We start from the raw sequence: 21,645 nt of genomic DNA on the forward strand, positions 1-21,645 counted from the left end.
TTTACTCAGTTGCGACGGTGTGCGTTCAGCCGGTTCTCGACGAACAGCGAGTAACGCGACATGCCAAAACAGAAGGTGAAATAGATCAGTCCCGTGAAGGCGAAACCGGTGAACAGCGTCGTCGGCGTCGACCAGACGGGATCACTGAAGGAAGCCCGGAGCGATCCGAGCAGGTCGAACAGCGCCACAATCGAAACCAGCGAGGTGTCCTTGAACAGCGCGATGAAGCTGTTGACGAGGCCGGGGATGACGTGGCGCAGCGCCTGCGGCATCACGATCAGCGCCGTGGTCTTCCACCAGGACAGGCCGAGCGCGCTTGCCGCCTCGCCCTGCCCGCGCGGGATCGCCTGCAGCCCGCCGCGGATCACCTCGGCCTGATAGGCGCCGGCGAACAGCGCGATCCCGATCAGGGCGCGCATCAATCCGTCGATGGTGAAACCGGTCGGCACGAACAGCGGCAGCATATAGGTCGCAAAGAACAGCACCGTGATTAGCGGCACGCCGCGCCAGAATTCGATGAAGGCGATCGAAAAGATCCGGATCAGCGGGATGGTCGAACGCCGGCCGAGCGCCAACGCGATGCCGACCGGCATCGACGTGACGATGCCGGTCACCGACACCACCAGCGTCACCAGCAGGCCACCCCACAACCTTGTGTCGACGACAGCCAGCCCGCCATGGTCGAGGCCCATCACCGCGATCACGATTCCAAGGCCGGCAAAGATCGCAAGGCTGACGATGAGCGCGCGCCAGCCGCTGCGAACGCCGCCGCTGAGGAGAAACAGCACGGTCGAAATGATGATGGCGGTGGCGGCAAAGTCAGCCCAGACCGGCCGGCCGGCCATCTGAATCTGGTCGCGCAGCCAGGTCAGTGGCCAAATCAGCCAGGAAATCATGGTGCTGATCAGGACGATCAGTTTGCCGAGCAGCCACAGCAACGGTCCGATCACGGCCGTCGCCTCGCCGGCAGCCGCGAGCTTCTTGCCACCTTCACCGATACTGTCGTTGAACCCGGACAGAAGGCCGGCGGTCCAGCTCACGCCAAGACCGTCGAGCCCGCCGCCATGCAGCAGGAAGAAGCCGACGACCGGAAAGGCGAGGAAAAACAGGCAGGCGTTGAGGCCCTTGGCCGGCAGCCGCGGAATCAACAGTGGCAGCAGCAAGATCGCGGCCATAATGAACGTCAAATTAACCCGCCAGCGTTCCGGCTCCGGATAGAATCCGTAGATGAACTGGCCGATTTTTGCCTGCACGAACGGCCAGCACGCGCCGACCGCGTGCCCCACATTTTCGGCGAGGCAGGCGTTGCGGTCCGTCCCGCTCCAGACCGCGTCGATCAGCAGGAATCTCAGCGCGGGGACGACGACGAACCAGAGCAGAAGCACGCTCACGACCGTGATCAGGATGTTGGTCGGCGAATTGAACAGGCGCGTGCGCAGGAAACCGACAAAGCCGGTGGTCTTCACCGGCGCCGGGCGTTCGGGAACGAGGTCCTGGCGGACGAAGGGGGACGAGGTGATATCGCTCATGGCGCAAGGCTCCGGCCGAGCCGCCAGCCATAGAAGCTCATGATCGCGCTGGTGATGAGCGAGATCAGGAGATAGACGCCCATGGTGATGCCGATGATTTCAATCGCCTGCCCGGTCTGGCTCAACGTCGTTCCCGCAAATACCGAGACCAGGTCGGGATAGCCGATCGCGACCGCCAGCGACGAGTTCTTGGTGAGGTTGAGATACTGGTTGGTGAGCGGCGGCAGGATCACGCGCATGGCCTGCGGGATCACGATCAGCCGCAGCACCGAGCCGCGCTGCAGCCCCAGCGAAGAGCCGGCTTCCATCTGGCCCTTGTGGACGGACTGGATGCCGGCGCGCACGATCTCGGCGATGAAGGCCGCGGTATAGGTCGACAGCGCCAGCGTCAGCGCCACGAATTCCGGAATGACGCGCGAGCCGCCGGCAAAATTGAACCCCTTGAGGACAGGCACCTCAAACGATACCGGTGCGCCAAAGATCAGCGCGGTCACCAGCGGCAGGCCGATCAACAAGCCCAGCGCATAGGGCCAAACCTTGATGACCCTGCCGCTTTCGAACAGCGCCCGGCGGGAATAACGCCACAACCCAATCGCCGCTACGATCGCAATCACGACGGCAATGACGAAAGGTTCGAAGCCGGGATTGCCGATCGGTTTCGGAATCACCAATCCACGATTGGAGAGAAAGAAACTGTCGAATATCGAGATGCTCTGCCGCGGATTGGGCAGGGCTGCGAGCACCGCCAGATACCAGAACAGGATCTGGAACAAGGGCGGCAGATTACGCACCAGTTCGACATAGCCGCCGGCGATGCGCGCGAACAGCCAGTTCGGCGACAACCGGCCGAGCGCGACGATAAATCCGATCAAGGTGGCGAAGAAAATGCCGATCACCGAGACCAGCAGCGTGTTGAGCAGACCGACCAGAAAAACCCGCGTGTAGGTATCCGATCCGGAATACGGGATCAGGTTCTGGCTGACGTCAAATCCGGCCGTATTGGCCAGGAAGCCGAAGCCCGCGGTGATCCGCTGCGCCTGCAGATTGGCGCGGGCATTGGCGACGATTTCGTAGGCGATCCAGGCCAGCACCGCCACGAACAGGATCTGGACGACGAAGCCTCCCCACCCCGCCCGTCCCCCAAGCGCGCGCTGCAGTTTGGCTACAAACTGCGGCGGCGGTTTTCGGGGTTCGATGGCCATCGCGCGGCTCGCGCGGTGCGATCAGCGGATCGGCGGCGCGTACTGAATGCCGCCCTTGTTCCAGAGCTGATTTAGACCGCGGGCGATCCCGAGCTTGGAGCCGGCGCCGACGTTGCGATCGAAGGACTCGCCGTAATTGCCGACCGCCTTGATGATGCGCGACACCCAGTCCTTGGTCAGCCCGAGCTGTTCGCCGAGATTGCCGTCGGTGCCGAAGGCGCGCTTCAGATCCGGCTTGTCGGATTTGGCCATTTCATCGACGTTCTTCTGGGTTACGCCGAGCTCTTCGGCGTTGACCATCGCAAACAGCGTCCACTTCACGATGTCGAACCACTGATCGTCGCCATGGCGGACCATCGGCCCGAGCGGCTCCTTCGAGATCACCTCGGGCAACACGGCGTGGTCGGCCGGATTGGCGAGCTTCAGGCGTTCGGCATAAAGCTGCGAGACATCGGAGGTGAAGACGTCGCAACGTCCGGATTCATAGGCCTTGACGGTTTCGTCGGCGGTGCCGAAGGCGATCACCTCATACTTCATGTTGTTGCCCTTGAAGTAGTCGGCGAGATTCTGTTCCGTGGTGGTCCCGGTCTGCACACAGACCGATGCGCTGTTCAATTCCAGCGCGGAATTCACCTTCAGCGACTTCTTCACCAGAAAGCCCTGGCCGTCATAATAGGTCACGCCGGTGAAGTTGGCGCCGAGCGAGGTATCGCGCGACAGCGTCCAGGTGGTGTTGCGCGAGAGCACGTCGATTTCACCCGACTGCAGCGCCGTGAAGCGGTCCTTGGCCGACAACGGCACGAATTTGACCTTGGTCGCGTCATTGAAGACCGCCGCCGCAATCGCCCGGCAGACATCAACGTCGAGCCCGGTCCAGTTGCCCTTGTCGTCCGGGGACGAGAAACCCGGCAATCCCTGGCTCACGCCGCAGGAGAGCATGCCCCGGTCCTTGACCGTCTTGAGGGTTTGCGCCGAGGCAGCCTGGGCCGAAAGGCCGGCGGCGATGGCAAGGGTAACAACCAGAGATACGCGTTTCATGGGCAAGGCCTTTCAAGGGTCGTCCGGGAACGTCTGTTAATTTTCGCCTGACGCTATTGGGCCAACCCCATGATCTCTTGCTGAAAACGCAGATTTGACCGGCAGTTTGACGTGCGATTCGGTCAAGCGATTCGGTCAAGCAATGGATCAAAGGTCGCGGCAGGCCCCTCAACGTGCGCGACTGGATAGTTGCGACGCATCACAGAACGACTGGCGATCCGGGTCAAGGGGTTGACGGCTGACTTCTGTGTCTTGTTATTAACAAAACCGGCCGGGCCCCGCCGCCAGGCGGCCTATGAGAGACACGTAGCGGCTGCGGCAAAACGTCTTTGGGTAACGCAACGCATGAGTTTTTCGAACGACGGACCGTCCAACCCGCAAAAGGCCGAAACCCGTCTGCTGACGGCGGGCCGTGACACCAAGGCCCAGAAGGGGTTTGTCAATCCCGCGGTCTTCCATGGTTCCACCGTGCTGTATCCGACCGCGGAGGACCTGCACGCCCATCGCGGCGAGTTCCAGTACGGGCGCCACGGCACCCCGACCACCCGGGCGCTGCAGGACGTGCTGATAGCGCTGGAGGGCCCGCAATGCGCCGGCGTCGGCCTGGCGCCGTCGGGCCTCGCTGCGATCACCACGACGCTGCTCTCGGTGCTCAGCGCCGGCGACCATCTGCTGGTGTGTGACAACGTCTATCGGCCCACGCGGAATTTCTGCAACGGCATGCTCGCCCGCTTTGGCGTCGAGACGACCTATTTCGATCCCTTGATCGGCGGCGGCATCGAACGATTATTCAAGCCGAATACCAAAGCGGTGCTGGTCGAAGCGCCCGGCTCGCAATCCCTGGAGATGCCCGACATCCCCGCCATCGTCGCTGTGGCGCATGCACGCGGCGCGCTCGTCATCGACGACAATACCTGGGCGACGCCGCTCTATCATCGCTCGCTCGATCAGGGCGTCGACATCAGCATGCAGGCCGCGACCAAATATATCGGCGGCCACTCCGACATCATGTTCGGCACGATTTCGGCCAATGCGAAAGCCTGGCCGCAGCTGGCCGAAGGCATCCGGCTGCTCGGCGTCTGTGCCGGGCCGGATGACGTATTCCTGGCGCTGCGCGGCATCCGCACGCTTGCGGTGCGGCTGGCGCAGCATCACAAGTCCGGGCTGGAGATGGCGCGCTGGCTCGCGACGCGGCCAGAGGTGATGCGGGTGCTGCACCCTGCCCTCGAAACCGATCCCGGCCACACCATCTGGAAACGCGATTTTACGGGTGCATCGGGATTGTTCAGCATCGTTCTGAAACCGGCGCCGCAAAAGGCGGTCGACGCCATGCTCGACACAGTCAAATTGTTCGGCATGGGCTTTTCCTGGGGCGGTTTTGAAAGCCTCGTCATTCCCTTCGACTGCAACCTCTATCGCACGGCCACCAAATGGGCGCCGGGCGGCCCGACACTGCGGCTCCACATCGGACTTGAGAATGTCGAGGATCTGAAGGCCGATCTCGATCGCGGCTTTGCGGCGTTCAACGCGGCGCGATAATCAATCGCCGGCGGAGGCTGCCATTGCGGCGTGCGTGCGCTGCAATCCCTGCCGCGTCTTCGCCAGCAGATCGCGACCGGCGTCGGTGGCTTCAATCGATAGCTGGCCGTCGAGGCGGCAGCGCTGCACCAGCCCCTGATCGATGACGTCTTCCCAGATGGTCAGGCGCCGACAGCTTGTCTTCCACGCCTCCATGACCTCGGAATAGCGGCGCGGGCTGGCTGCGATCCATTCCACGAAATCAAGCACAAGCGCGTCAGGACGGTGGCTCATGCCGCGACGATAGCACTTGCGGCCCGCAACGCCTAGGGTTCGGCGGCAGCCTGCCGTCGGTTGGCGATGATGAAATAGAGGTTGCGAACGTAGACCACCAATCCGAGCGCCTGACCCGCGATGAAGACAGGGTCCCGGCGATACAGCGCATAGATCAGCAACAACGCGCCGCCGCCGATCGAGAAAAACCAGAACGCTACCGGGATCACGCTCCTGCGCGCGCGTTCGGACGCAATCCATTGCACCACGAAGCGCATGGTGAAAAAGCCCTGCGCGACGAATCCGAGCACCACCCAGGCGTCGAACTTGATGACGAAAACATCGTGCAGATAGTTGAGCAGATCAGTCATGAGGCGTCACCTCGGTCGCATCGGGCGTCGGCTTCTTGCGGCGGATCAGCCACCATACGCCGGCAAGATCCATGATCCCGATCCATAGCCGGTCGAAGAAGCCGTAATTTGACACGCCGGAATGGCGCGGGCGGTCGATCACGTCGACATAGGCGATGTCAAAGCCTTCGCGGCGTACCAGCGCCGGCATGAAGCGGTGCAGCCCATCGAAATAAGGCATCGCCAGATAGACATCGCGCGGAAAGGCCTTCAGCCCGCAGCCGGTATCCCGGGTGCCGTCGCTCAGGATCGAGGTGCGCACGGCATTGGCGATGTGCGACTGCATTTTCTTGAAGCCGGTGTCCTTGCGTCCTACGCGCTGGCCGGCGGCAAGACCGACGCGGCCGCCGCCATTCTCGATCGCCAGGATCAAATCAGGCAGGAATGCAGGATTGTTTTGCCCGTCGCCGTCGAGCGTTGCCACGATGGCTCCGCCCGCGGCGCGAACGCCGCTGCGCACCGCCGCCGATTGTCCGGTCGAATTGGCATGCCGAAGCTGCCTGAGATTTGGGCGCTGCTTCATGATCGCGGCAAGCCGCTCGGCGGTCGCATCGGTCGAACCGTCATTGACGTAGATGATCTCGTAGGCCCAGCGGCCGTCGAGCGCGCCTGTGATTTCGGCAATCAGCGGCGCGACGTTATCCGCTTCGTTGCGCACGGGCACAACGATGGAAACGGTCACCGCAGCGGTGTCGGAAGCAGGCAAATCGGCACTCTCGGCTTGGTTTTTGCTTGAGTTGGGTTTGAATCCGGCTGGAACCGCCTGGTCCGGCCGGTCGCGGCGTCCGCTTATTATGGGGCGAAAGCCCCCCGGGCAACCCTTTTGAGGCGCCCTGGCGAGGGTCCGGTCAGCGCCACAATGCTGCCGTCCCGATGGATCGCAAAGCCCAGCCGGCGGGCCGCAAACCAGTACCGCACGGCCATCGCGCCGGTAATACCGACCAGTGCCCCGGCAACGACGTCACTGGGGTGATGCGCCAGCAGCACAAGGCGGGTTGCCGCGATCACGAGCGCGTAGACGATCATCGCGATCCGCGCCCGCGGCCAGATGGCGGCAACGGCGAAGGCCAGCGCAAAGGCCGTGGTCGCATGCCCGGAGGGAAAGCTCGAATAGGCCTCGGTGCCGGCGAAGTGCGAAAAGTTAAAGGCGTTGGCGTGGCCGCCGACGAACGGCCGACCGCGGCCGACGATCCATTTGATCAATTCGCTCGTGAGAACCGACACCAGCACGGCAAGAAACACGAATTGCAGACGGGTCCCCAAACCCAGCAACAGCGATCGCTGGATTCCCCCCAGCCCCGGTGCAACGACCGCGACCGCGATCAACAGCCCGCCCAGCGCCCCCAGCACGTAAATATCCTTGCCGAAATCGGTCAGGATCCGAACCGACCAAAGACCGGGGCTGCCGCGCGGCGGCATCAAACCGATCTCGCGCACGTCAAGCGCATACATCAGCGTGACGATGGCGACGCCGACGACGGCCATCAGCAGCACGACATGACGCGCGGACTGGCGCGCGGCTTCCGCCCGGCGCGAATGCGACGGCGCGCGCACGATCTGGGCAAGCGACAGCCATGCCAGCGTCGCAAAGCGCGAAAAATAATTCGTGGATTCGGCGAGGGCTGGAAGCGCGGACATTTTATTCCGTGCCCTCGGAGCGGAAGATGGCGATCGAAACCGTCCGGCCCTGCGAAATGTTATAGCCGTCGATGCGGGTCGGCGCGTTGTAACGCAGCCCGATGGCTTCGGCGCGCTGGATGAAACTGCGTTCAGTGCGCGCTTCCACCAGTGCGAAGCGGCAACTGCCCTGCGCCAGAAAATCCGCCGCACCGGATCCATCGGTCAGCAGGGTGTCGGTGCCGGTCATGAAGACCAGACTCGGCTCCTGAAAGCCCGCCGCCGCGGCTTTGGGTCCGACGCAGACCACATTGCGCAGCGCGCGCGCCACTTCGGCGCTCGGAAACAGTGTCGTCAGCGACGGTATCACCACGCCATAGACTCCCGCTGCCAGCAGCGCCGCGGCAATAACGGCATTCAACAGCGACCGCTCGGCGCGGCTCTCTTCGAACAGCCACCAGGCGACCAGGCCGAAGATCATCGCCACGGCCAGAAGCGGCCATGCCGGAAACACCGGCTGATGCGTCAGCTTGATGGCGCCGACGATGGCAATCACCGAAGCGATCGCCGGGATCGCGAACCACCAGGCCGCGCCGCGGATCAGCCAGGATCGCGACAGCACGCGCCGTTCCAGCGCGCCGACGGTCAGAATCGCAATCGCCGGATAGAGCGGCAGCACGTAATGCGGCAGCTTGGTCAGCACGGCTTCGAAGACGATCCAGGACGGGATCAGCCATGCGAGCAGAAATTGCGCGCCGGGCTCCCGCCGCGCCCGCCAGACCGCCGGCGCCGCCATCCCGGCGAGCGGCGCGCCCGGCCAGAACGTCACCCAGAACAGCAGCAGATACAGTCCCGGCGGCGCGCCATGGGATTCCTGCGCGGCGAGCTTGCTCAACATGTCGCCGCCGATCGAATCGGCGAAAAATGTGTCACCCGCGCGCCAGAAGATCGCGACGAACCACGGCAGCACCAGAACCAGCAGCCACGTCAGGCCCCATACCGGGCGCATGCGCCACAACCAGACCGCCGAGCGGTCGAGGATCGCAAGCACCGCGATGGTCAGCCCGACAAACATCAGGATCAGCGGCCCCTTGAGCAGGATGCCGCCGGCCAGCGCGGTCCAGAAAATCGCCGGCGAGCTCCATGGCGGATGCGCCGGATCCTCGCCGCGTTGCCAGGACAGATACACCCGCGCCATCGCGCCCATCGCGGCGACGACAGTGAGCAGCAGCATCGCATCGGTCTTCGCCAACCGCGCTTCGCCGCCGAGCAGAACGCAGCTGCAGATCATCAGCGCGGCCAATGCCGCCCCGCGCCGTGTCACGAAGGCGAGCGCGGTCCAGTAGGTCAGCAACACCGCGCCGATCGCGCCGATCAGGGACGGTACTCGATAAAGCCAGATGCGCAGCTGCGCCCGCGGCAGGCCCAGCTGTGATGCGGTTTCGACTGCGGCCGATTGCAGCCAGTAGATGCCGACCGGCTTCTTGTAGCGGACATCGTCCTGAAACCGGATGTCGACGAAATCGCCGGTTTCGACCATTTGCTTGGTCGCCTGGGCGAACCGCGCCTCGTCCCGATCGATCGGTGGAATGGTGAAAAAGCCCGGCAGGAAAAATATCAGCCCGACCAGCGTCAAAAACACCATCGCGCGCAGATGACTGGCCGTGGCGAAGTCGAACGCGGCGAGCAGCCTGCGGCTGGAATTCGCAGGTTTCACAGACTGTTGGCCTGCTCCAAAACGCCTGACCTGGACCGGTTCAACCATCTTGTTCGCATACGATGAAACCGCACTGCAAACAACACCACAGTTCCATCTAATCTGCGGTCTCCCCGACCTTGTCCGGCCGCCGGGGAAGTTTTAAGAGAGCGTTAAGGGTGACACCCGCCCGAACCCGCAATCCAACGTGGCGCTCAAGAATATGGCAATCGCCGATTATATCAACCGCAAGCGCGCACGGCGTTTCGCAATCGCCCTGATCGTGCTGGTTCCGGCGCTGTATTTTGCGCCCTATGTCACGCTGTTCTTCATTGCCTGCGGCGCGCTCGACATCAGCCGCCATTTCAAGGTCACATCAGACATGGCCGAGAAGTATTTCCTCGGCAACGGTATCCCGACCTGGCTGCTGTCCCCGATCAACCTGTTCGCCGACATGCTGTCGGCGCGCAACCTCGGCATGTACCGGCTGGAGGATCTGCCGGCGGAGCACCGCGCCGAGATCGAGGCCTGCGTGAAGGCTTTTGTCGACAATGGCGACCTGATCAAGGCCCGCGTCTCCGAAGTGCTCGGCGACAAGAAGCGCGGCATGCTGACGTTCAAATGGTACGCCAAACAGCAGGACATCACGGTGCGGATTCCCGCCTTCGAGCAGGAATATCGCTACATCAAGACCATCGCGGTGTCGGTGTTCAACACCCGCGAAAAAACCTCATGGCATTTCGGTCCGCTGCGCCTGACCTTCCGGGTGCTCTACAATCTCGATCCGGTCGACAGCGATCAGGTCTTCATCAATGTCGACGACAAGACCCATTTCTGGAACAAGCAGCCGCTGTTCGTATTCGACGACACGCTGTTCCATCGCTCCGTGAACGACGTCGACCAGGCGCGCTACTGCCTGTTCATGGACATCGTGCGGCCCAACCATCTGCAGCCGGTATTCGATGCCGCCGTCGCAGGTGCTGCGCTGGTCGCGTCCTCGTTCAAGACGGTGTTTTACAAGAACTGGTCGTTCATCCGCTGATTTCGCGAATTATTTCGGATTCAAATTTCAAACAGCCGCCGCATATTCGACTCCGTCATTGCCGGGCTTGACCCGGCAATCCATCTTCTTCGAAAAGTGCTCGTTCGACGATCGATGGATGCCCGGGTCATCTAGCGCGAAGACGCGCTTCGCGCTTTTGCCCGGGCATGACGAGTAGTGTGTCGACGCACCTTCGCGATCCCGCGGCGCGATTCGCCCGGGTTGTTCCTGTATCTTCGCGCCTTGAGTAATCAGAGGGCGCGGGGAATGCCGGATGCACGCTGCACCCGCGGTCTCGTGCGCAATGTGCACAAAAAGGTGCGCACACGAGCATACAGGTTCAGCGGAGGCGATCCGACATTCCCTGCGCAGTGGCTTTACGGCTTATAACGTGCTCTCCTCGGCGACCGGGCTTTGTTGCCACCGTCGCTGCGCGGATAAATCCAGCGCAACTTGACACCAGCGTCGGGGTGTCGGAACCACACGACTTCACCGTACGCGTCACGCACCATTCGTCAAAGGCGCATCCGCGTCCACCGCATCCCATCCCGCGTTTGTGACGATCGCGAACGCCCCACTGGAGGGACAGGACGGGTCGGTCTATGTACCTGATTTGGGATGGCCGTCAACAGAAATTTCGGAAAATCCGAATTTTGATCGACATCGATTCGCGCCGAGCGCAAAAGCGCATCGTCGCTTCTGGGAAATCAACATAGGCAACTACCAATTGATGAGCCACGGCGTTTCGCCCGCGTTGCATGGACGGTTTAGGTCGCTATAGTTGACCCACCCATAAGAAACCATTGAATGGCAAGGGGAAATGGACAAGCGGGGCCTCACCGAGCGCGATATCTGTACGAAGTTCATCCTGCCTGCCGTCAAACGCGCGGGCTGGGACGAAATGTTGCAGGTTCGGGAGGAGGTCTACTTCACCAAGGGCCGAATCATCGTTCGCGGCAAGCTGGTGACGCGCGGAAAAGCGAAGAAGGCTGACGTCGTCCTTTACTACAAGCCGAACATCCCGATCGCATTGATCGAGGCTAAAGATAACAACCACAGCGTCGGTGATGGCATCCAGCAGGGTCTCGACTATGCGGAGACACTGAAGATTCCCTTCGTTTTCTCGTCGAACGGTGACGGCTTCCTGTTCCATGACCGCACGAGCACAGGCGGCATCAAAGAAGCAAATCTTGGCCTCGACGACTTCCCGTCGCCCGCCGATCTCTGGGCGCGTTATTGCGCCTGGAAGGGTATCGACACCGCGGCCGAACAGATCGTGCTTCAGGACTATTACGACGACGGCAGCGGAGAGCAAAAGCGGTATTATCAGGTGAACGCGATAAACGCGGCAATTGAAGCCATCGCCAAAGGTCAGGATCGTGTCCTGATCGTGATGGCGACGGGAAGCGGCAAGACGCGGACGGCGTTTCAGATCATCTGGCGTCTGTGGAAGGCAGGCCGTAAAAAGCGCATCCTTTTTCTCGCCGACCGCAATGTGCTCATCGACCAAACGATGATGAACGACTTTCGCCCGTTCGGTCCCGTAATGGCTAAGCTCTCTACCAACGCAAAGACAATCGAACGGCAGGACGGGGCCAAAGTCGATTTGACCCTGGCGCTCGACAAGAAGCGCCGAATCGATACCGCGTTCGAGGTCTATCTCGGACTTTATCAGGCCATCACCGGACCTGAGGAGCACCAGAAGCTCTATAAGGAGTTCTCGAAGGAGTTCTTCGACCTGATTGTTATCGATGAGTGTCACCGCGGTAGCGCGGCGGCTGATTCGGCATGGCGGGAAATCCTCACCCACTTTTCCGGCGCGACGCAGATCGGCCTCACCGCCACGCCGAAAGAAACGGAATACGTATCGAACACCGACTATTTCGGCGAACCGGTCTTCACCTATTCACTCAAGGACGGGATCAGCGACGGGTTCCTTGCGCCATACAAGGTCATAAAGGTTCATATCGATCGCGACGTGGAGGGCTATCGCCCGGAACTCGGCCAGGTCGATCGTGACGGCGCGGAGGTCGAGGATCGCATTTACAATGCCAGGGATTTCGACCGCACGCTGGTGCTGGATGATCGCACAAAACTCACGGCCCGGAAGATCACCGAGTTCCTCAAGGAAAGCGGCGATCGTTTCCAAAAGACAATCGTTTTCTGTGTCGATGAGGAGCACGCCGCGCGAATGCGGCAGGCGCTCATCAACGAGAATGCCGATCTGGTGGCCGAAAACATGCGCTATGTCATGCGCATCACCGGCAGCGACAAGGAAGGCCAGGATCAGCTCGGCAACTTCATCGATCCGGAATCGAAGTATCCCGTATTGGTGACGACCTCCCGGCTGCTATCGACCGGCGTCGATGCCCAGACCTGTCGGTTGATCGTACTCGATCGCGCGGTGGGATCGATGACCGAGTTCAAACAAATTGTCGGCCGAGGAACCCGCGTACACGAAGACACCAAGAAGTTCTATTTCACGCTGATCGATTTTCGCGGCGCGACCAGCCATTTCGCCGACCCGGACTTTGATGGTGATCCGGTGCAGATTTATGAGCCCGGAGAAGATGAGCCAATGATGCCACCGGATGAGACTCCGGACGGCATGGACGATATCGGCCAGGCATCATATGAAGCGGGCAATGATGAAACCATCATCTACCAGCCCGGCGTGCCGCTACCGGATGGCGGTGGCCCTCGCAAGATTTACGTCGATGGCGTGGGTGCCCGAATCATCGCCGAGCGTGTCGAGTATCTCGACGCGAACGGCAAGCTCGTTACGGAAACATTGCGCGATTTTACCAAGACGGCGCTGAAGAATCGCTTCGCCAGCCTCGATGATTTTCTCAAGCGCTGGAAATCCGCCGAACGGAAGCAAGCGATCGTCGAGGAACTTGAAGCCGAGGGCCTGCCTCTCGATGCCATCGCCGACGAGCTTGGCAAGAACCTCGACCCTTTCGACCTGATCTGTCACGTCGCTTTCGACAGGAAGCCGCTGACTCGCCGAGAACGAGCCGAGAACGTCAAGAAGCGAGATGTATTCAACAAATACGGCCCGCAAGCGCGCGCCGTGCTTGACGCGTTGCTCGAAAAATATCGCGACGAAGGCGTTCTTGGTCTCGACGACACCAACGTGCTGAGGGTAACACCCTTTACCACCATGGGCAGCGTCGTTCAGCTCATCCAAGCGTTCGGCGGCAAGGAAGGCTTCGAAAAGGCCGTCCGTGAAATGCAGGACGCACTCTATCAGGAAGCAGTTTAGGAATGATCGTTCGTACCACCGTCAAGTCCATCCAGGATATCATGCGCCAGGACGTCGGCGTCGATGGAGATGCGCAGCGCATCAGCCAGTTGACCTGGATGTTCTTCCTGAAGATCATCGATGATCAGGATCAGGAACTCGAACTGACGCGGGACGGCTACCGTCCGCCGCTCCCGAAGAAATTCCAGTGGCGCAATTGGGCGGCGAACCCGGAGGGCATCACGGGGCAAGCATTGCTCGATTTCATCAACGACGAATTGTTTCCGGCTCTGAAGGAATTGAAGCCGACCGGCAAGCCGGGCGACCGCCGACGCGTAGTGCGGGATGTGTTCGAGGACGCCTACAATTACATGAAATCTGGCCAGCTCATCCGGCAGGTGCTCAATAAAATCAATCAGGTCGATTTCAACAATCTCGACGAACGCCGCCACTTCGGCGAATTTTACGAACAATTACTGAACGATCTGCAATCGGCCGGCAATGCGGGCGAATATTATACGCCGCGCGCCGTCACCGCCTTCATGGTTGATCGAATCGATCCGCATCCCGGCGAAACCCTGTTCGACCCCGCTTGCGGCACCGGCGGCTTTCTGACCTGCGCTATCCGCCACATGGAGACCAACTACGTCAAAACGCCCAAGCAGCGTGAAAAGATGCAAAGCGCGCTGCGTGCAGTAGAGAAGAAGCAGCTTCCGCACATGCTCTGCGTCACTAACATGCTGCTGCACGGCATCGAAGACCCGAGCTTCGTGCGCCACGGCAACACGCTGGCCCGACCTCTGATCTCATGGGGCAAGGATGAGCGCGTCGATATTGTGCTAACCAATCCGCCATTCGGGGGCCGCGAGGAAGACGGCATCGAGAACAATTTCCCCACCTTCCGCACCAAGGAGACGGCCGATCTGTTCCTCGCCTTGATCGTGCGCCTGCTCAAGGCAGACGGCCGCGCCGCCGTGGTGCTGCCCGATGGCACGCTATTCGGCGAGGGCGTCAAGACGCGGCTGAAGGAATACCTGATGGAGGAGTGCAACCTCCACACCATCGTTCGCCTGCCCAATTCCGTGTTCAAGCCCTATGCCTCGATCGGCACCAATCTTCTGTTCTTCGAGAAGGGCACGCCGACCGAGGACATCTGGTTCTACGAGCACCGCGTGCCCGACGGCCAGAAAGCCTACTCGATGACCAAGCCGATCCGGCTGGAGCATTTTCAGGGCTGCATCGACTGGTGGGGCGGCAAGGAACGCAAAGATCGCGAGGAGACGCCGCAGGCGTGGCGCGTCACGGCCGAGGAAGTTAAAGCACGCGGCTACAATCTCGACATCAAGAACCCTCATGCAATGGCGGACGATTACGGCGACCCGGAGAGACTGCTGGCGGATTTGGCTTAAGCCGAGGTCGAGACGGCCGGCTTGCGTGACAAGTTGAAAGCGATCCTCGCCGAGGCGCTGACAAGATGAACGCTGAACGTCTACTGGTGCAGTATGAGCAGATCGCGGACGCGCCCGATGCGATTGACCGCCTGCGCCGCCTCATTCGCGATCTGGCCGTGCGCGGCAAGCTGGTGCCGCAGGACGCCAAGGACGAACCAGCGGTGGAATTGTTGAAGCGGATTGCGGTTGAGCGGGACGAACTCGTCAAGAAGAAAGAGATCAGACGCGAAGACCCACTTGATCCAATCCAATCGACTGAGATGCCGTTTGATGTTCCGCCAAGATGGGTCTGGTCGCGCATCGGTGAAGCGGTTCTTTTCACCCAATATGGAACTTCTCAAAAATCGAACCCTTCGGAGAAAGGTGTTCCTGTCCTCACAATGGGTAACGTCCAAGACGGCTTAGTGATCTGGAGCAACGAAAAGCGTATCCCGGAAACGTCCGAGGACTTACCCGCTCTGTATTTGCGGAAGTTTGACCTTCTCTATAATCGTACCAACAGTGCCGAGCTTGTTGGAAAGACTGGAATCTATCTTGGCGAAGACGGCGTTCGAACATTTGCGTCATATCTAATTCGCCTCCGTCCATCACATAAGTCCACCAATCCCCGCTTTGTAAACATGGCGATGAATACGCCTGAGTTTCGCAAAACGCAGATCATTCCGCTTATCAAGAAGCAGACCGGGCAAGCGAACGTAAATGGCACTGCTCTTAAGAAAATGGTTATCCCCCTCCCACCCCTCGCAGAGCAGCACCGCATCGTCGCCAAGGTTGATGAGTTGATGGGGTTGTGCGACCGGCTGGAGGCGGCGCGGGGAAGCCAGGAGTCCACGCGCGACCGGCTGGCGGCGGCGAGCCTCGCCCGGCTCAACGCGCCCGATCCCGAGACCTTCCAGGCCGACGCCCGCTTTGTGCTCGGGGCCCTGCCCGCCTTGACCACGCGCCCCGATCAAATCGAGCAAATTCGCCAGACCATTCTCGGCCTAGCGGTACGTGGCAAGCTAGTGCCGCAAGACTCGAACGATCAGCCGGCGGCTAAACTAATGAGACAAATCGCAGCCCAAAAGGAAGGTTCAGCTGAAGGTGCAAAAATCGAGGGAGCCGAATTTCAGCAGGATCCGCTGGAACAGTTTGAGCTTCCTACATCCTGGCAAGTCATTCGCCTTGGGGATCTGCTTCTATCATCATTCTATGGTCCGAGATTTGGTGCCTATCAATATTCAGCAGCCGGAATTCCAACAATCCGCACCACGGATATGACTTCCGATGGACGCATAGTTCTTAGGAACCCTCCCCGAGTTATCGTTCCCGAGGATCGATTGCAGGGGTTTCGCTGTCTGCGCGGCGACCTCCTCGTTACGCGCAGCGGCAGCATTGGCACTATGGCGATCTTCGAAGCCGACTACGTCGCAATCCCCAGCGCATACCTGATTCGATTCCGATTTAGCCCCTTCATCTTGGTGAGGTATATTTACCTGAGCTTAAAATCACCTGATGGCCAAGAAGCTCTTGGCCTAGGGACAACGCGGGTGGCACAACCAAACATCAACGCTAGAAGCATATCGGCGATTCCAATTCGGCTGCCACCCCTCGCCGAGCAACACCGCATCGTCGCGAAGGTCGATGCGCTGATGGCGCTCTGCGACCGCCTTGAGACCAATCTCACCGCCACCGCCGCGACCCGCGGCCGCCTGCTCGACGCGCTGCTGGCCGAAGCCCTAGCGCCAGCGGCGGATAACCAACGGGAAGCGGCGGAATGACTCTCTGGATCGATTATAGGAGCCGATCTTTCCCCGCCGTCTATAGTTTGCGTTATGCCGGAACTCTCGACACTTCATGGGATGAACTACTCTAGGCGGCGATAACGATCGGCCGTCCAAGCACCTACCATGTATTCAGATATGGTACGGCTTCGCTCCATGAAGCAATATTTCGTTTATCGCTCATCCGGTTGGCGGTCGAGGAAGATTGGGGCAATCGTCTCCGTCGCACCGACGCCTTTGTCGCGCTGGATCCAACGGAGAAGGGAATGGTCAGCTATTTCCTTGGAATGACGCTTTGCAAGCTATTCGCGTCACGGCTGCTGAACACGCCGTGGTTGCTTCACCTAGATGCTTTTCGTTCTTCGCTTAGCGCCGTCATCCTAGGCCTATCCCGCCCGGATCTCGTCGGCGAGAACAATGGCGGACTCTGGTACGCCTTTGAAAGCAAAGGACGGTCTTCAACACCATCATCGGCCGACAAGGCGAAAGCGAAGCTGCAGGCCCAGCGTCTTGTTTCGATCGGTGGCAATCCATGCTCGTTGCATGTCGGGTCTTTCGCTTTCTTCAACGCCGATCTGCTGGAGTTCTACTGGCGGGACCCCGAACCGGACGGATTGGAACCGATCGAGCTGCCTCGCCCAGGGGTAGAATGGAGGGGCTATTACGAACCGGCCCTAAGTCTCGCATCGACGTCCGAGGACGGTCCGCTGAGATCGGATCGCGAAAGGGCGGACGTCGCCGTCAAGATTCATCCGAAGATCCGCCATCTTCTGGATAAAGCGCTTTGGCTGCACGCACGCGAAGCCGCCAAAGAGCTTCAAGATGAGTTTAAGTCTGGTGGATATCAACCAGATGGGTTGCGCGTTGTTGCAGGTGACAGCTGGTCCAAGTCATTTGACTTACCTGAGCAACGGTAGAAGCGAACGTGATCTTCCCCCGAAAAAATGGACAGGGTTAAGCTGCTTTTAGCTCCATCTCGATCGGGCTGAGATAGCCGATGGCGGAGTGACGACGCGTTCGATTGTAGAAGCCCTCGACATAGGCAAAGATATCACGTGTGGCTTCTTGCCGTGTTGCATAATGCCGGTGATGGACGAGCTCGGTCTTGAGAGTGTGGAAGAAGCTTTCCATCGGGGCATTGTCGTAGCAGTTGGCCTTGCGGCTCATTGAGGCCCGCAAGCCGGCAGACTGCATCATTTTGCGATACTCCGCCGAAGCATATTGAACGCCCCGATCGGAATGGTGGATCAGGCCGGCACCAGGCCGCTGTGCTGCAATGGCCATCCGCAAAGCCGCCAATGGCAGGTCGGCGCGCAAGTGATCCGCCATCGCCCAGCCGACGATCTTGCGGCTGTACAGGTCCATGACGGTGGCCAGATAGAGCCAGCCCTGATCAGTCTCGACGTAGGTGATGTCGGCGAGCCAGATCCGGTTCGGCGCGGCGGCGGTGAAGTTCCGCTCGAGCAGATTCGGGGCGATCGGGAAGTCGTGACGGCTGTCGGTGGTGCGCACTCGCCGTGGCCGCGCCATGATGGCCCTGATCCCGTGACGGCGCATCAGTCGCTCGATGCGACCGCGGCTCGCCCCGCGGCCCTGGGCCCTCAGCTCGGCATGGATGCGCGGGCTGCCATAGCGTCCGCAGGCCTCGCGGTGGACCCGTTCGATGTCGTCGATGAGCGCACGATTGGCGGCGGATCGCCGGCTCTCCGGGCGCGCGCGCCAGGCATAGTAGCCGGCCGGCGAGACACCGAGCACGTCGCACATCAGTGACACCGGGTAGTCAGCGCGGCGATCTTCAATGAAACGGAATCTCATGTCCGCGTCCCAGCAAAGATCGCGATCGACTTTTTTAAAATGTCGCGCTCCATGCGCAGCCGTTCGTTCTCTCGCTGCAAACGAGCGATCTCCGCCGCGTGGTCCGCCGACGGCACCGTCGCCTGCGTTGTGGGGCGCCGCGCCGGTGCCGTCGGCTCCCGCCCAGCCCCACGCTGCTCCACCCAGCGCCGCAATACGGAATCGCGCAGGCCAAGTTCCTTGGCCACCGATCCGATCGAGCGACCGCTCGAAGCCACCAGATCGACTGCTTGCCGCTTGTAATCGTTCGTAAACGACCGACGTTGACGTGCTTCCATCCGACACCTCCTGGCTCCTCGAGCCTACTACAGGTGTCCATCAATTCGGAGGAGGTTCAACGTTTTGGCCCGCGGCGAGTCCTAAAAGCTATATCGATCCTCTTTTGCTTGTGGATCGACCAATGGGAAAAGCGGTCGCCTACGCGATTTCAGCTGCAATTTTCGGCTTCGGCGCATGGATCCTTGTTGCCGGCCTATCCTCCAATGCACCTGTTTTTTGGGCTTGCGCCGCCCTCATCCCCATAGCGATCGGGCTCCTGAGCGCTTTCGGGCCAAAGTAACAATCCATCCCCTTTCGGGGCGCTCGCCTCGGCGCGGCCCCTTGCGCCAAAATCCCCTGTGCGAAACACTGTTCCGGGCAAAGGGCCCATGAGAAAAATTTTCATTCCATTGATGGAGGCGAGCAATGTTTAACGTGAGCCGATCAACCGGACTATACGCTCTCCTGTTTTGCAGCGGCCTTCTGCTAACTTCGCAGGCACACGCTTTCGATTTGAACGGAGCCTGGGCGACGGGCACCGACCAGTGCAAACAAGTCTTTGTCAAAAAAGGCGATAAAATCAGCTTTGCTCAATTTTCCGAAGAGTTCGGCGGCGGCTTTGTCGCAGAGGGAAATGACGTCAGAAGCAAAACTGCGCGATGCACCATCACGTCGAGGAAAGAAACGGGTGACACGATCGATTTTCAGGCCGCATGTGCCTCGGAAATCATGGCGACCAGCACTAATCTGCGTCTGAAAATCCTCGATGCCAACAGCGTATCCCGCATTTTCCCCGATCCGGCTATGGCAGGAATGGAGCTTACCTTTTACCGTTGCTCGATGTAATTTGCTCTGACATGGAGCAACCCGCGCTGTAGCTCATGACGTCACCCGCTCCGAAGCCATCCGCCGCCTAGTTGATCTGGGGCTGAAGACGAAAGGGAAATAACTGGCGGGGCGGTAACCTAGACTAGCACTACAGTTGCCTTTTATGCAGTTTTCTGAATCCATGGGCAACCATGATTCGAAGATCGTGGACGCGGCCAGCGTCGATTGAAGAGACGCTTGCGCTGTGGGCGGCGTCGCTTCGTGAGATCAAGCAACGGATACGTCCGTTGTTCAATCAAGATCGTGTTGCGAGGAATGCAGGCTTGTTTCTGGAAAGCCTGCTCGGAGATGAGCAACGCAAGACCGGTTGGATGCGCGCGGAGGCAGCTGGCGATCCCGGTCCTTGGCGGCAACAGGCGATCCTGGGTCGCAGGGATTGGGACGCTGATGCCCTGCGCGACATCGTCCGGGACTATGTCATTGAGCACCTGGCGGATGACGATGCGGTGCTCGTGATCGACGAGACCGGCTTTCTCAAGCAGGGCAAGGCATCGTGCGGAGTGGCGCGGCAATACACTGGTTCCGCCGGCAAGATCACGAACTGCCAGATCGGCGTCTTCGCCGCCTACGTGTCGCGCCACGGTCATGCGTTCATCGATCGCGCGCTGTATCTTCCGAAGGAATGGACCGACGATCCAGATCGTCTGGAAGCCGCATATGTGCCTCCCGGTGCCGGCTTTGCGACCAAGCCAAAGCTTGCAACGAGCATGATCGCACGCGCCATAGCCGCGTCTGTACCATTCAAGTGGGTTGCCGGTGATACTGTCTACGGTGTTGGCGATATCGAACAGCAATTACGCCGGGCAGGCAAAGGCTACGTGCTCGGGGTCAGCAGCGCTCATGTATTTCAATCCTGGGGCAAGCGGCGATCGGTCGCCGGCAAGGCCGCGGACATCGCTCGGACGCGGCGCGCGTCCGATTGGAAACGCCTGTCGGCAGGGGCCGGAACCAAAGGACCGCGGCTGCACGATTGGTGCTATCTCGAATTGGCCGATCTCGAGGTCGAAGAATTTTACAGCGCAAATCATGGTCTTTGGACACGAGGTCTGCTGATCCGTCGTCGCATCGCCGATGATGACCTCGCCTTCTTCACCACCTGGTGTCCAGCGGGAACATCCATCGAAACGCTGGTGGCGGTCGAAGGCCATCGATGGGCGATCGAGGACAGCTTTGAAACCGCGAAAAACGAGTTCGGGCTCGATCACAACGAGAGCAGATCCTGGCATGGCTGGCACCGTCACGTGTCCCTGGTGATGCTCGCCTTCGCCATGATGGCCGCGATCCGACATCGCGCTAACCCGCCACCGCCCAAAAAAACGAAACGGCGCCCCCCGGCAAAAGCCAAAACATATCCACGCCGCCACTGATCCGTTGGTCAATCCAGGAAATCCGCCGCATTGCCATCAGACTCGCTCGAAAACGGATTCAACCCGCACACATCATCGCATGGTCTTTCTGGCGCAGAGCTCACCAGGCCGCCGCTCAACGCGCCCACTTCAAATCAACAAAGCAACTGTAATGCTAGGCGCACCGGAGAAATCCATGGCCGACGCAGATGACTTCAGATTGATTCGAGATATCGTGGCACATGGCGGTCATAGACAGACGCTCGGCAACGTCGACCGCACGAGATATCAGCGTCTGGTGGACCTGGGCTGGCTTGACGCTTTCTCCATCAACATTAGCGACGTCCTGTATAAGGTAACGGAGCGCGGAAAAGCGGCGGCGGCGCGATGATCGCGGTCCTGAAGGCAAAACCGGGGGCATAGAGCGTGCACAGGGTCAGGAAGTTCGTTGAGGTTGGTGGCGGTCGGATAGGCTACGCGATGACTGAAGCCTCACTGTCCAAAGCCAGCAATGGC

The 21,645-nt window shown here is 60.3% G+C and carries 18 protein-coding genes; 9 read left to right on the plus strand and 9 right to left on the minus strand.

Translation table 11 applies throughout. The features are described from left to right. Positions 1-5 precede the first annotated feature (5 nt). Genes V1289_RS45970 through V1289_RS45980 form a run of 3 tightly spaced genes read right to left on the minus strand, consistent with a single transcriptional unit; the run spans position 6 to position 3,769 of the window. Positions 6-1,529: an amino acid ABC transporter permease gene (locus V1289_RS45970; protein ID WP_334406173.1), complete on the minus strand. Its 1,524-nt coding sequence runs from the start codon at positions 1,527-1,529 to the stop codon at positions 6-8. Next, entirely contained in the window at positions 1,526-2,731 is a 1,206-nt protein-coding gene (locus V1289_RS45975; protein WP_334406175.1) for an amino acid ABC transporter permease, read from the minus strand. The genes V1289_RS45970 and V1289_RS45975 overlap by 4 nt, the downstream gene beginning before the upstream one ends. A gap of 21 nt (positions 2,732-2,752) precedes the next feature. Beyond that, positions 2,753-3,769: an amino acid ABC transporter substrate-binding protein gene (locus tag V1289_RS45980; RefSeq protein WP_334406177.1), complete on the minus strand. Its 1,017-nt coding sequence runs from the start codon at positions 3,767-3,769 to the stop codon at positions 2,753-2,755. A 345-nt stretch (positions 3,770-4,114) separates the two neighbouring features. On the opposite strand from V1289_RS45980, the gene metC reads away from it, so the two are divergent. Beyond that, the gene (gene metC, locus V1289_RS45985; protein ID WP_334406179.1) at positions 4,115-5,308 is read left to right on the plus strand and encodes a cystathionine beta-lyase; all 1,194 of its coding nucleotides are present in this window, start codon (positions 4,115-4,117) and stop codon (positions 5,306-5,308) included. On the opposite strand, the gene V1289_RS45990 is transcribed toward metC, so the two are convergent. From V1289_RS45990 to V1289_RS46010, 5 genes are all read right to left on the minus strand, one after another. Next, positions 5,309-5,581, minus strand: a complete 273-nt coding sequence (locus V1289_RS45990) for a hypothetical protein (protein ID WP_334406181.1) — start codon at positions 5,579-5,581, stop codon at positions 5,309-5,311. A 32-nt stretch (positions 5,582-5,613) separates the two neighbouring features. Next, entirely contained in the window at positions 5,614-5,931 is a 318-nt protein-coding gene (locus tag V1289_RS45995; protein WP_334406183.1) for a lipid-A-disaccharide synthase N-terminal domain-containing protein, read from the minus strand. After that, complete coding sequence (locus V1289_RS46000) at positions 5,924-6,676, minus strand: glycosyltransferase family 2 protein (protein ID WP_334406184.1); 753 nt, start codon at positions 6,674-6,676, stop codon at positions 5,924-5,926. Before V1289_RS46000 ends, V1289_RS45995 begins: the two co-directional genes overlap by 8 nt. A gap of 86 nt (positions 6,677-6,762) precedes the next feature. After that, positions 6,763-7,608, minus strand: a complete 846-nt coding sequence (locus V1289_RS46005; protein ID WP_334406185.1) for a phosphatase PAP2 family protein — start codon at positions 7,606-7,608, stop codon at positions 6,763-6,765. A gap of 1 nt (position 7,609) precedes the next feature. Further along, positions 7,610-9,352 carry an ArnT family glycosyltransferase gene (locus tag V1289_RS46010; RefSeq protein ID WP_334406186.1) on the minus strand — a complete coding sequence of 581 codons (1,743 nt, stop codon included), beginning with the start codon at positions 9,350-9,352 and terminating at the stop codon, positions 7,610-7,612. 154 nt (positions 9,353-9,506) lie between these two features. On the opposite strand from V1289_RS46010, the gene V1289_RS46015 reads away from it, so the two are divergent. The 5 genes from V1289_RS46015 to V1289_RS46035 all read left to right on the plus strand — a co-directional run bounded on the left by V1289_RS46015 (position 9,507) and on the right by V1289_RS46035 (position 17,700). Next, positions 9,507-10,325: an aspartyl/asparaginyl beta-hydroxylase domain-containing protein gene (locus tag V1289_RS46015; RefSeq protein WP_334406187.1), complete on the plus strand. Its 819-nt coding sequence runs from the start codon at positions 9,507-9,509 to the stop codon at positions 10,323-10,325. Positions 10,326-11,145: 820 nt separating this feature from the next. Continuing rightward, positions 11,146-13,590, plus strand: a complete 2,445-nt coding sequence (hsdR, locus tag V1289_RS46020; protein ID WP_334406188.1) for an EcoAI/FtnUII family type I restriction enzme subunit R — start codon at positions 11,146-11,148, stop codon at positions 13,588-13,590. Between the two features lie 2 nt (positions 13,591-13,592). Continuing rightward, on the plus strand, positions 13,593-14,978 hold the full coding sequence (locus V1289_RS46025) for a type I restriction-modification system subunit M (RefSeq protein ID WP_334406189.1): 1,386 nt from the start codon (positions 13,593-13,595) through the stop codon (positions 14,976-14,978). A 65-nt stretch (positions 14,979-15,043) separates the two neighbouring features. Continuing rightward, entirely contained in the window at positions 15,044-16,780 is a 1,737-nt protein-coding gene (locus V1289_RS46030) for a restriction endonuclease subunit S (RefSeq protein WP_334406190.1), read from the plus strand. A 269-nt stretch (positions 16,781-17,049) separates the two neighbouring features. Then, entirely contained in the window at positions 17,050-17,700 is a 651-nt protein-coding gene (locus V1289_RS46035) for a hypothetical protein (RefSeq protein WP_334406192.1), read from the plus strand. A gap of 37 nt (positions 17,701-17,737) precedes the next feature. On the opposite strand, the gene V1289_RS46040 is transcribed toward V1289_RS46035, so the two are convergent. After that, positions 17,738-18,915 (minus strand): IS3 family transposase gene (locus tag V1289_RS46040; RefSeq protein WP_442895933.1). Its coding sequence is split into 2 segments (ribosomal slippage): positions 17,738-18,624 and positions 18,624-18,915, totalling 1,179 coding nucleotides; the frame shifts between segments, so codons are not numbered across the junction. 406 nt (positions 18,916-19,321) lie between these two features. Between V1289_RS46040 and V1289_RS46045 the strand changes: the two genes are divergently transcribed. The 3 genes from V1289_RS46045 to V1289_RS46055 all read left to right on the plus strand — a co-directional run bounded on the left by V1289_RS46045 (position 19,322) and on the right by V1289_RS46055 (position 21,520). After that, on the plus strand, positions 19,322-19,741 hold the full coding sequence (locus V1289_RS46045) for a hypothetical protein (protein WP_334406194.1): 420 nt from the start codon (positions 19,322-19,324) through the stop codon (positions 19,739-19,741). 173 nt (positions 19,742-19,914) lie between these two features. Further along, positions 19,915-21,150: an IS701 family transposase gene (locus V1289_RS46050; protein ID WP_334397144.1), complete on the plus strand. Its 1,236-nt coding sequence runs from the start codon at positions 19,915-19,917 to the stop codon at positions 21,148-21,150. Between the two features lie 175 nt (positions 21,151-21,325). Then, entirely contained in the window at positions 21,326-21,520 is a 195-nt protein-coding gene (locus V1289_RS46055; RefSeq protein ID WP_074273924.1) for a TenA/THI-4 family protein, read from the plus strand. The last annotated feature ends 125 nt before the right edge of the window (positions 21,521-21,645 follow it).

Source organism: Bradyrhizobium sp. AZCC 2289 (assembly GCF_036924615.1).
Taxonomy (GTDB): domain Bacteria; phylum Pseudomonadota; class Alphaproteobacteria; order Rhizobiales; family Xanthobacteraceae; genus Bradyrhizobium.

Bases quoted from the DNA above. Each gene is read 5' to 3' on its own strand.
- V1289_RS45970 (WP_334406173.1), bottom strand. From the start codon at position 1,529: ATGAGCGATATCACCTCGTCCCCCTTCGTCCGCCAGGACCTCGTTCCC.
- V1289_RS45975 (WP_334406175.1), bottom strand. From the start codon at position 2,731: ATGGCCATCGAACCCCGAAAACCGCCGCCGCAGTTTGTAGCCAAACTG.
- V1289_RS45980 (WP_334406177.1), bottom strand. From the start codon at position 3,769: ATGAAACGCGTATCTCTGGTTGTTACCCTTGCCATCGCCGCCGGCCTT.
- metC (WP_334406179.1), top strand. From the start codon at position 4,115: ATGAGTTTTTCGAACGACGGACCGTCCAACCCGCAAAAGGCCGAAACC.
- V1289_RS45990 (WP_334406181.1), bottom strand. From the start codon at position 5,581: ATGAGCCACCGTCCTGACGCGCTTGTGCTTGATTTCGTGGAATGGATC.
- V1289_RS45995 (WP_334406183.1), bottom strand. From the start codon at position 5,931: ATGACTGATCTGCTCAACTATCTGCACGATGTTTTCGTCATCAAGTTC.
- V1289_RS46005 (WP_334406185.1), bottom strand. From the start codon at position 7,608: ATGTCCGCGCTTCCAGCCCTCGCCGAATCCACGAATTATTTTTCGCGC.
- V1289_RS46010 (WP_334406186.1), bottom strand. From the start codon at position 9,352: ATGGTTGAACCGGTCCAGGTCAGGCGTTTTGGAGCAGGCCAACAGTCT.
- V1289_RS46015 (WP_334406187.1), top strand. From the start codon at position 9,507: ATGGCAATCGCCGATTATATCAACCGCAAGCGCGCACGGCGTTTCGCA.
- hsdR (WP_334406188.1), top strand. From the start codon at position 11,146: ATGGACAAGCGGGGCCTCACCGAGCGCGATATCTGTACGAAGTTCATC.
- V1289_RS46025 (WP_334406189.1), top strand. From the start codon at position 13,593: ATGATCGTTCGTACCACCGTCAAGTCCATCCAGGATATCATGCGCCAG.
- V1289_RS46030 (WP_334406190.1), top strand. From the start codon at position 15,044: ATGAACGCTGAACGTCTACTGGTGCAGTATGAGCAGATCGCGGACGCG.
- V1289_RS46035 (WP_334406192.1), top strand. From the start codon at position 17,050: ATGGTCAGCTATTTCCTTGGAATGACGCTTTGCAAGCTATTCGCGTCA.
- V1289_RS46045 (WP_334406194.1), top strand. From the start codon at position 19,322: ATGTTTAACGTGAGCCGATCAACCGGACTATACGCTCTCCTGTTTTGC.
- V1289_RS46050 (WP_334397144.1), top strand. From the start codon at position 19,915: ATGATTCGAAGATCGTGGACGCGGCCAGCGTCGATTGAAGAGACGCTT.
- V1289_RS46055 (WP_074273924.1), top strand. From the start codon at position 21,326: ATGGCCGACGCAGATGACTTCAGATTGATTCGAGATATCGTGGCACAT.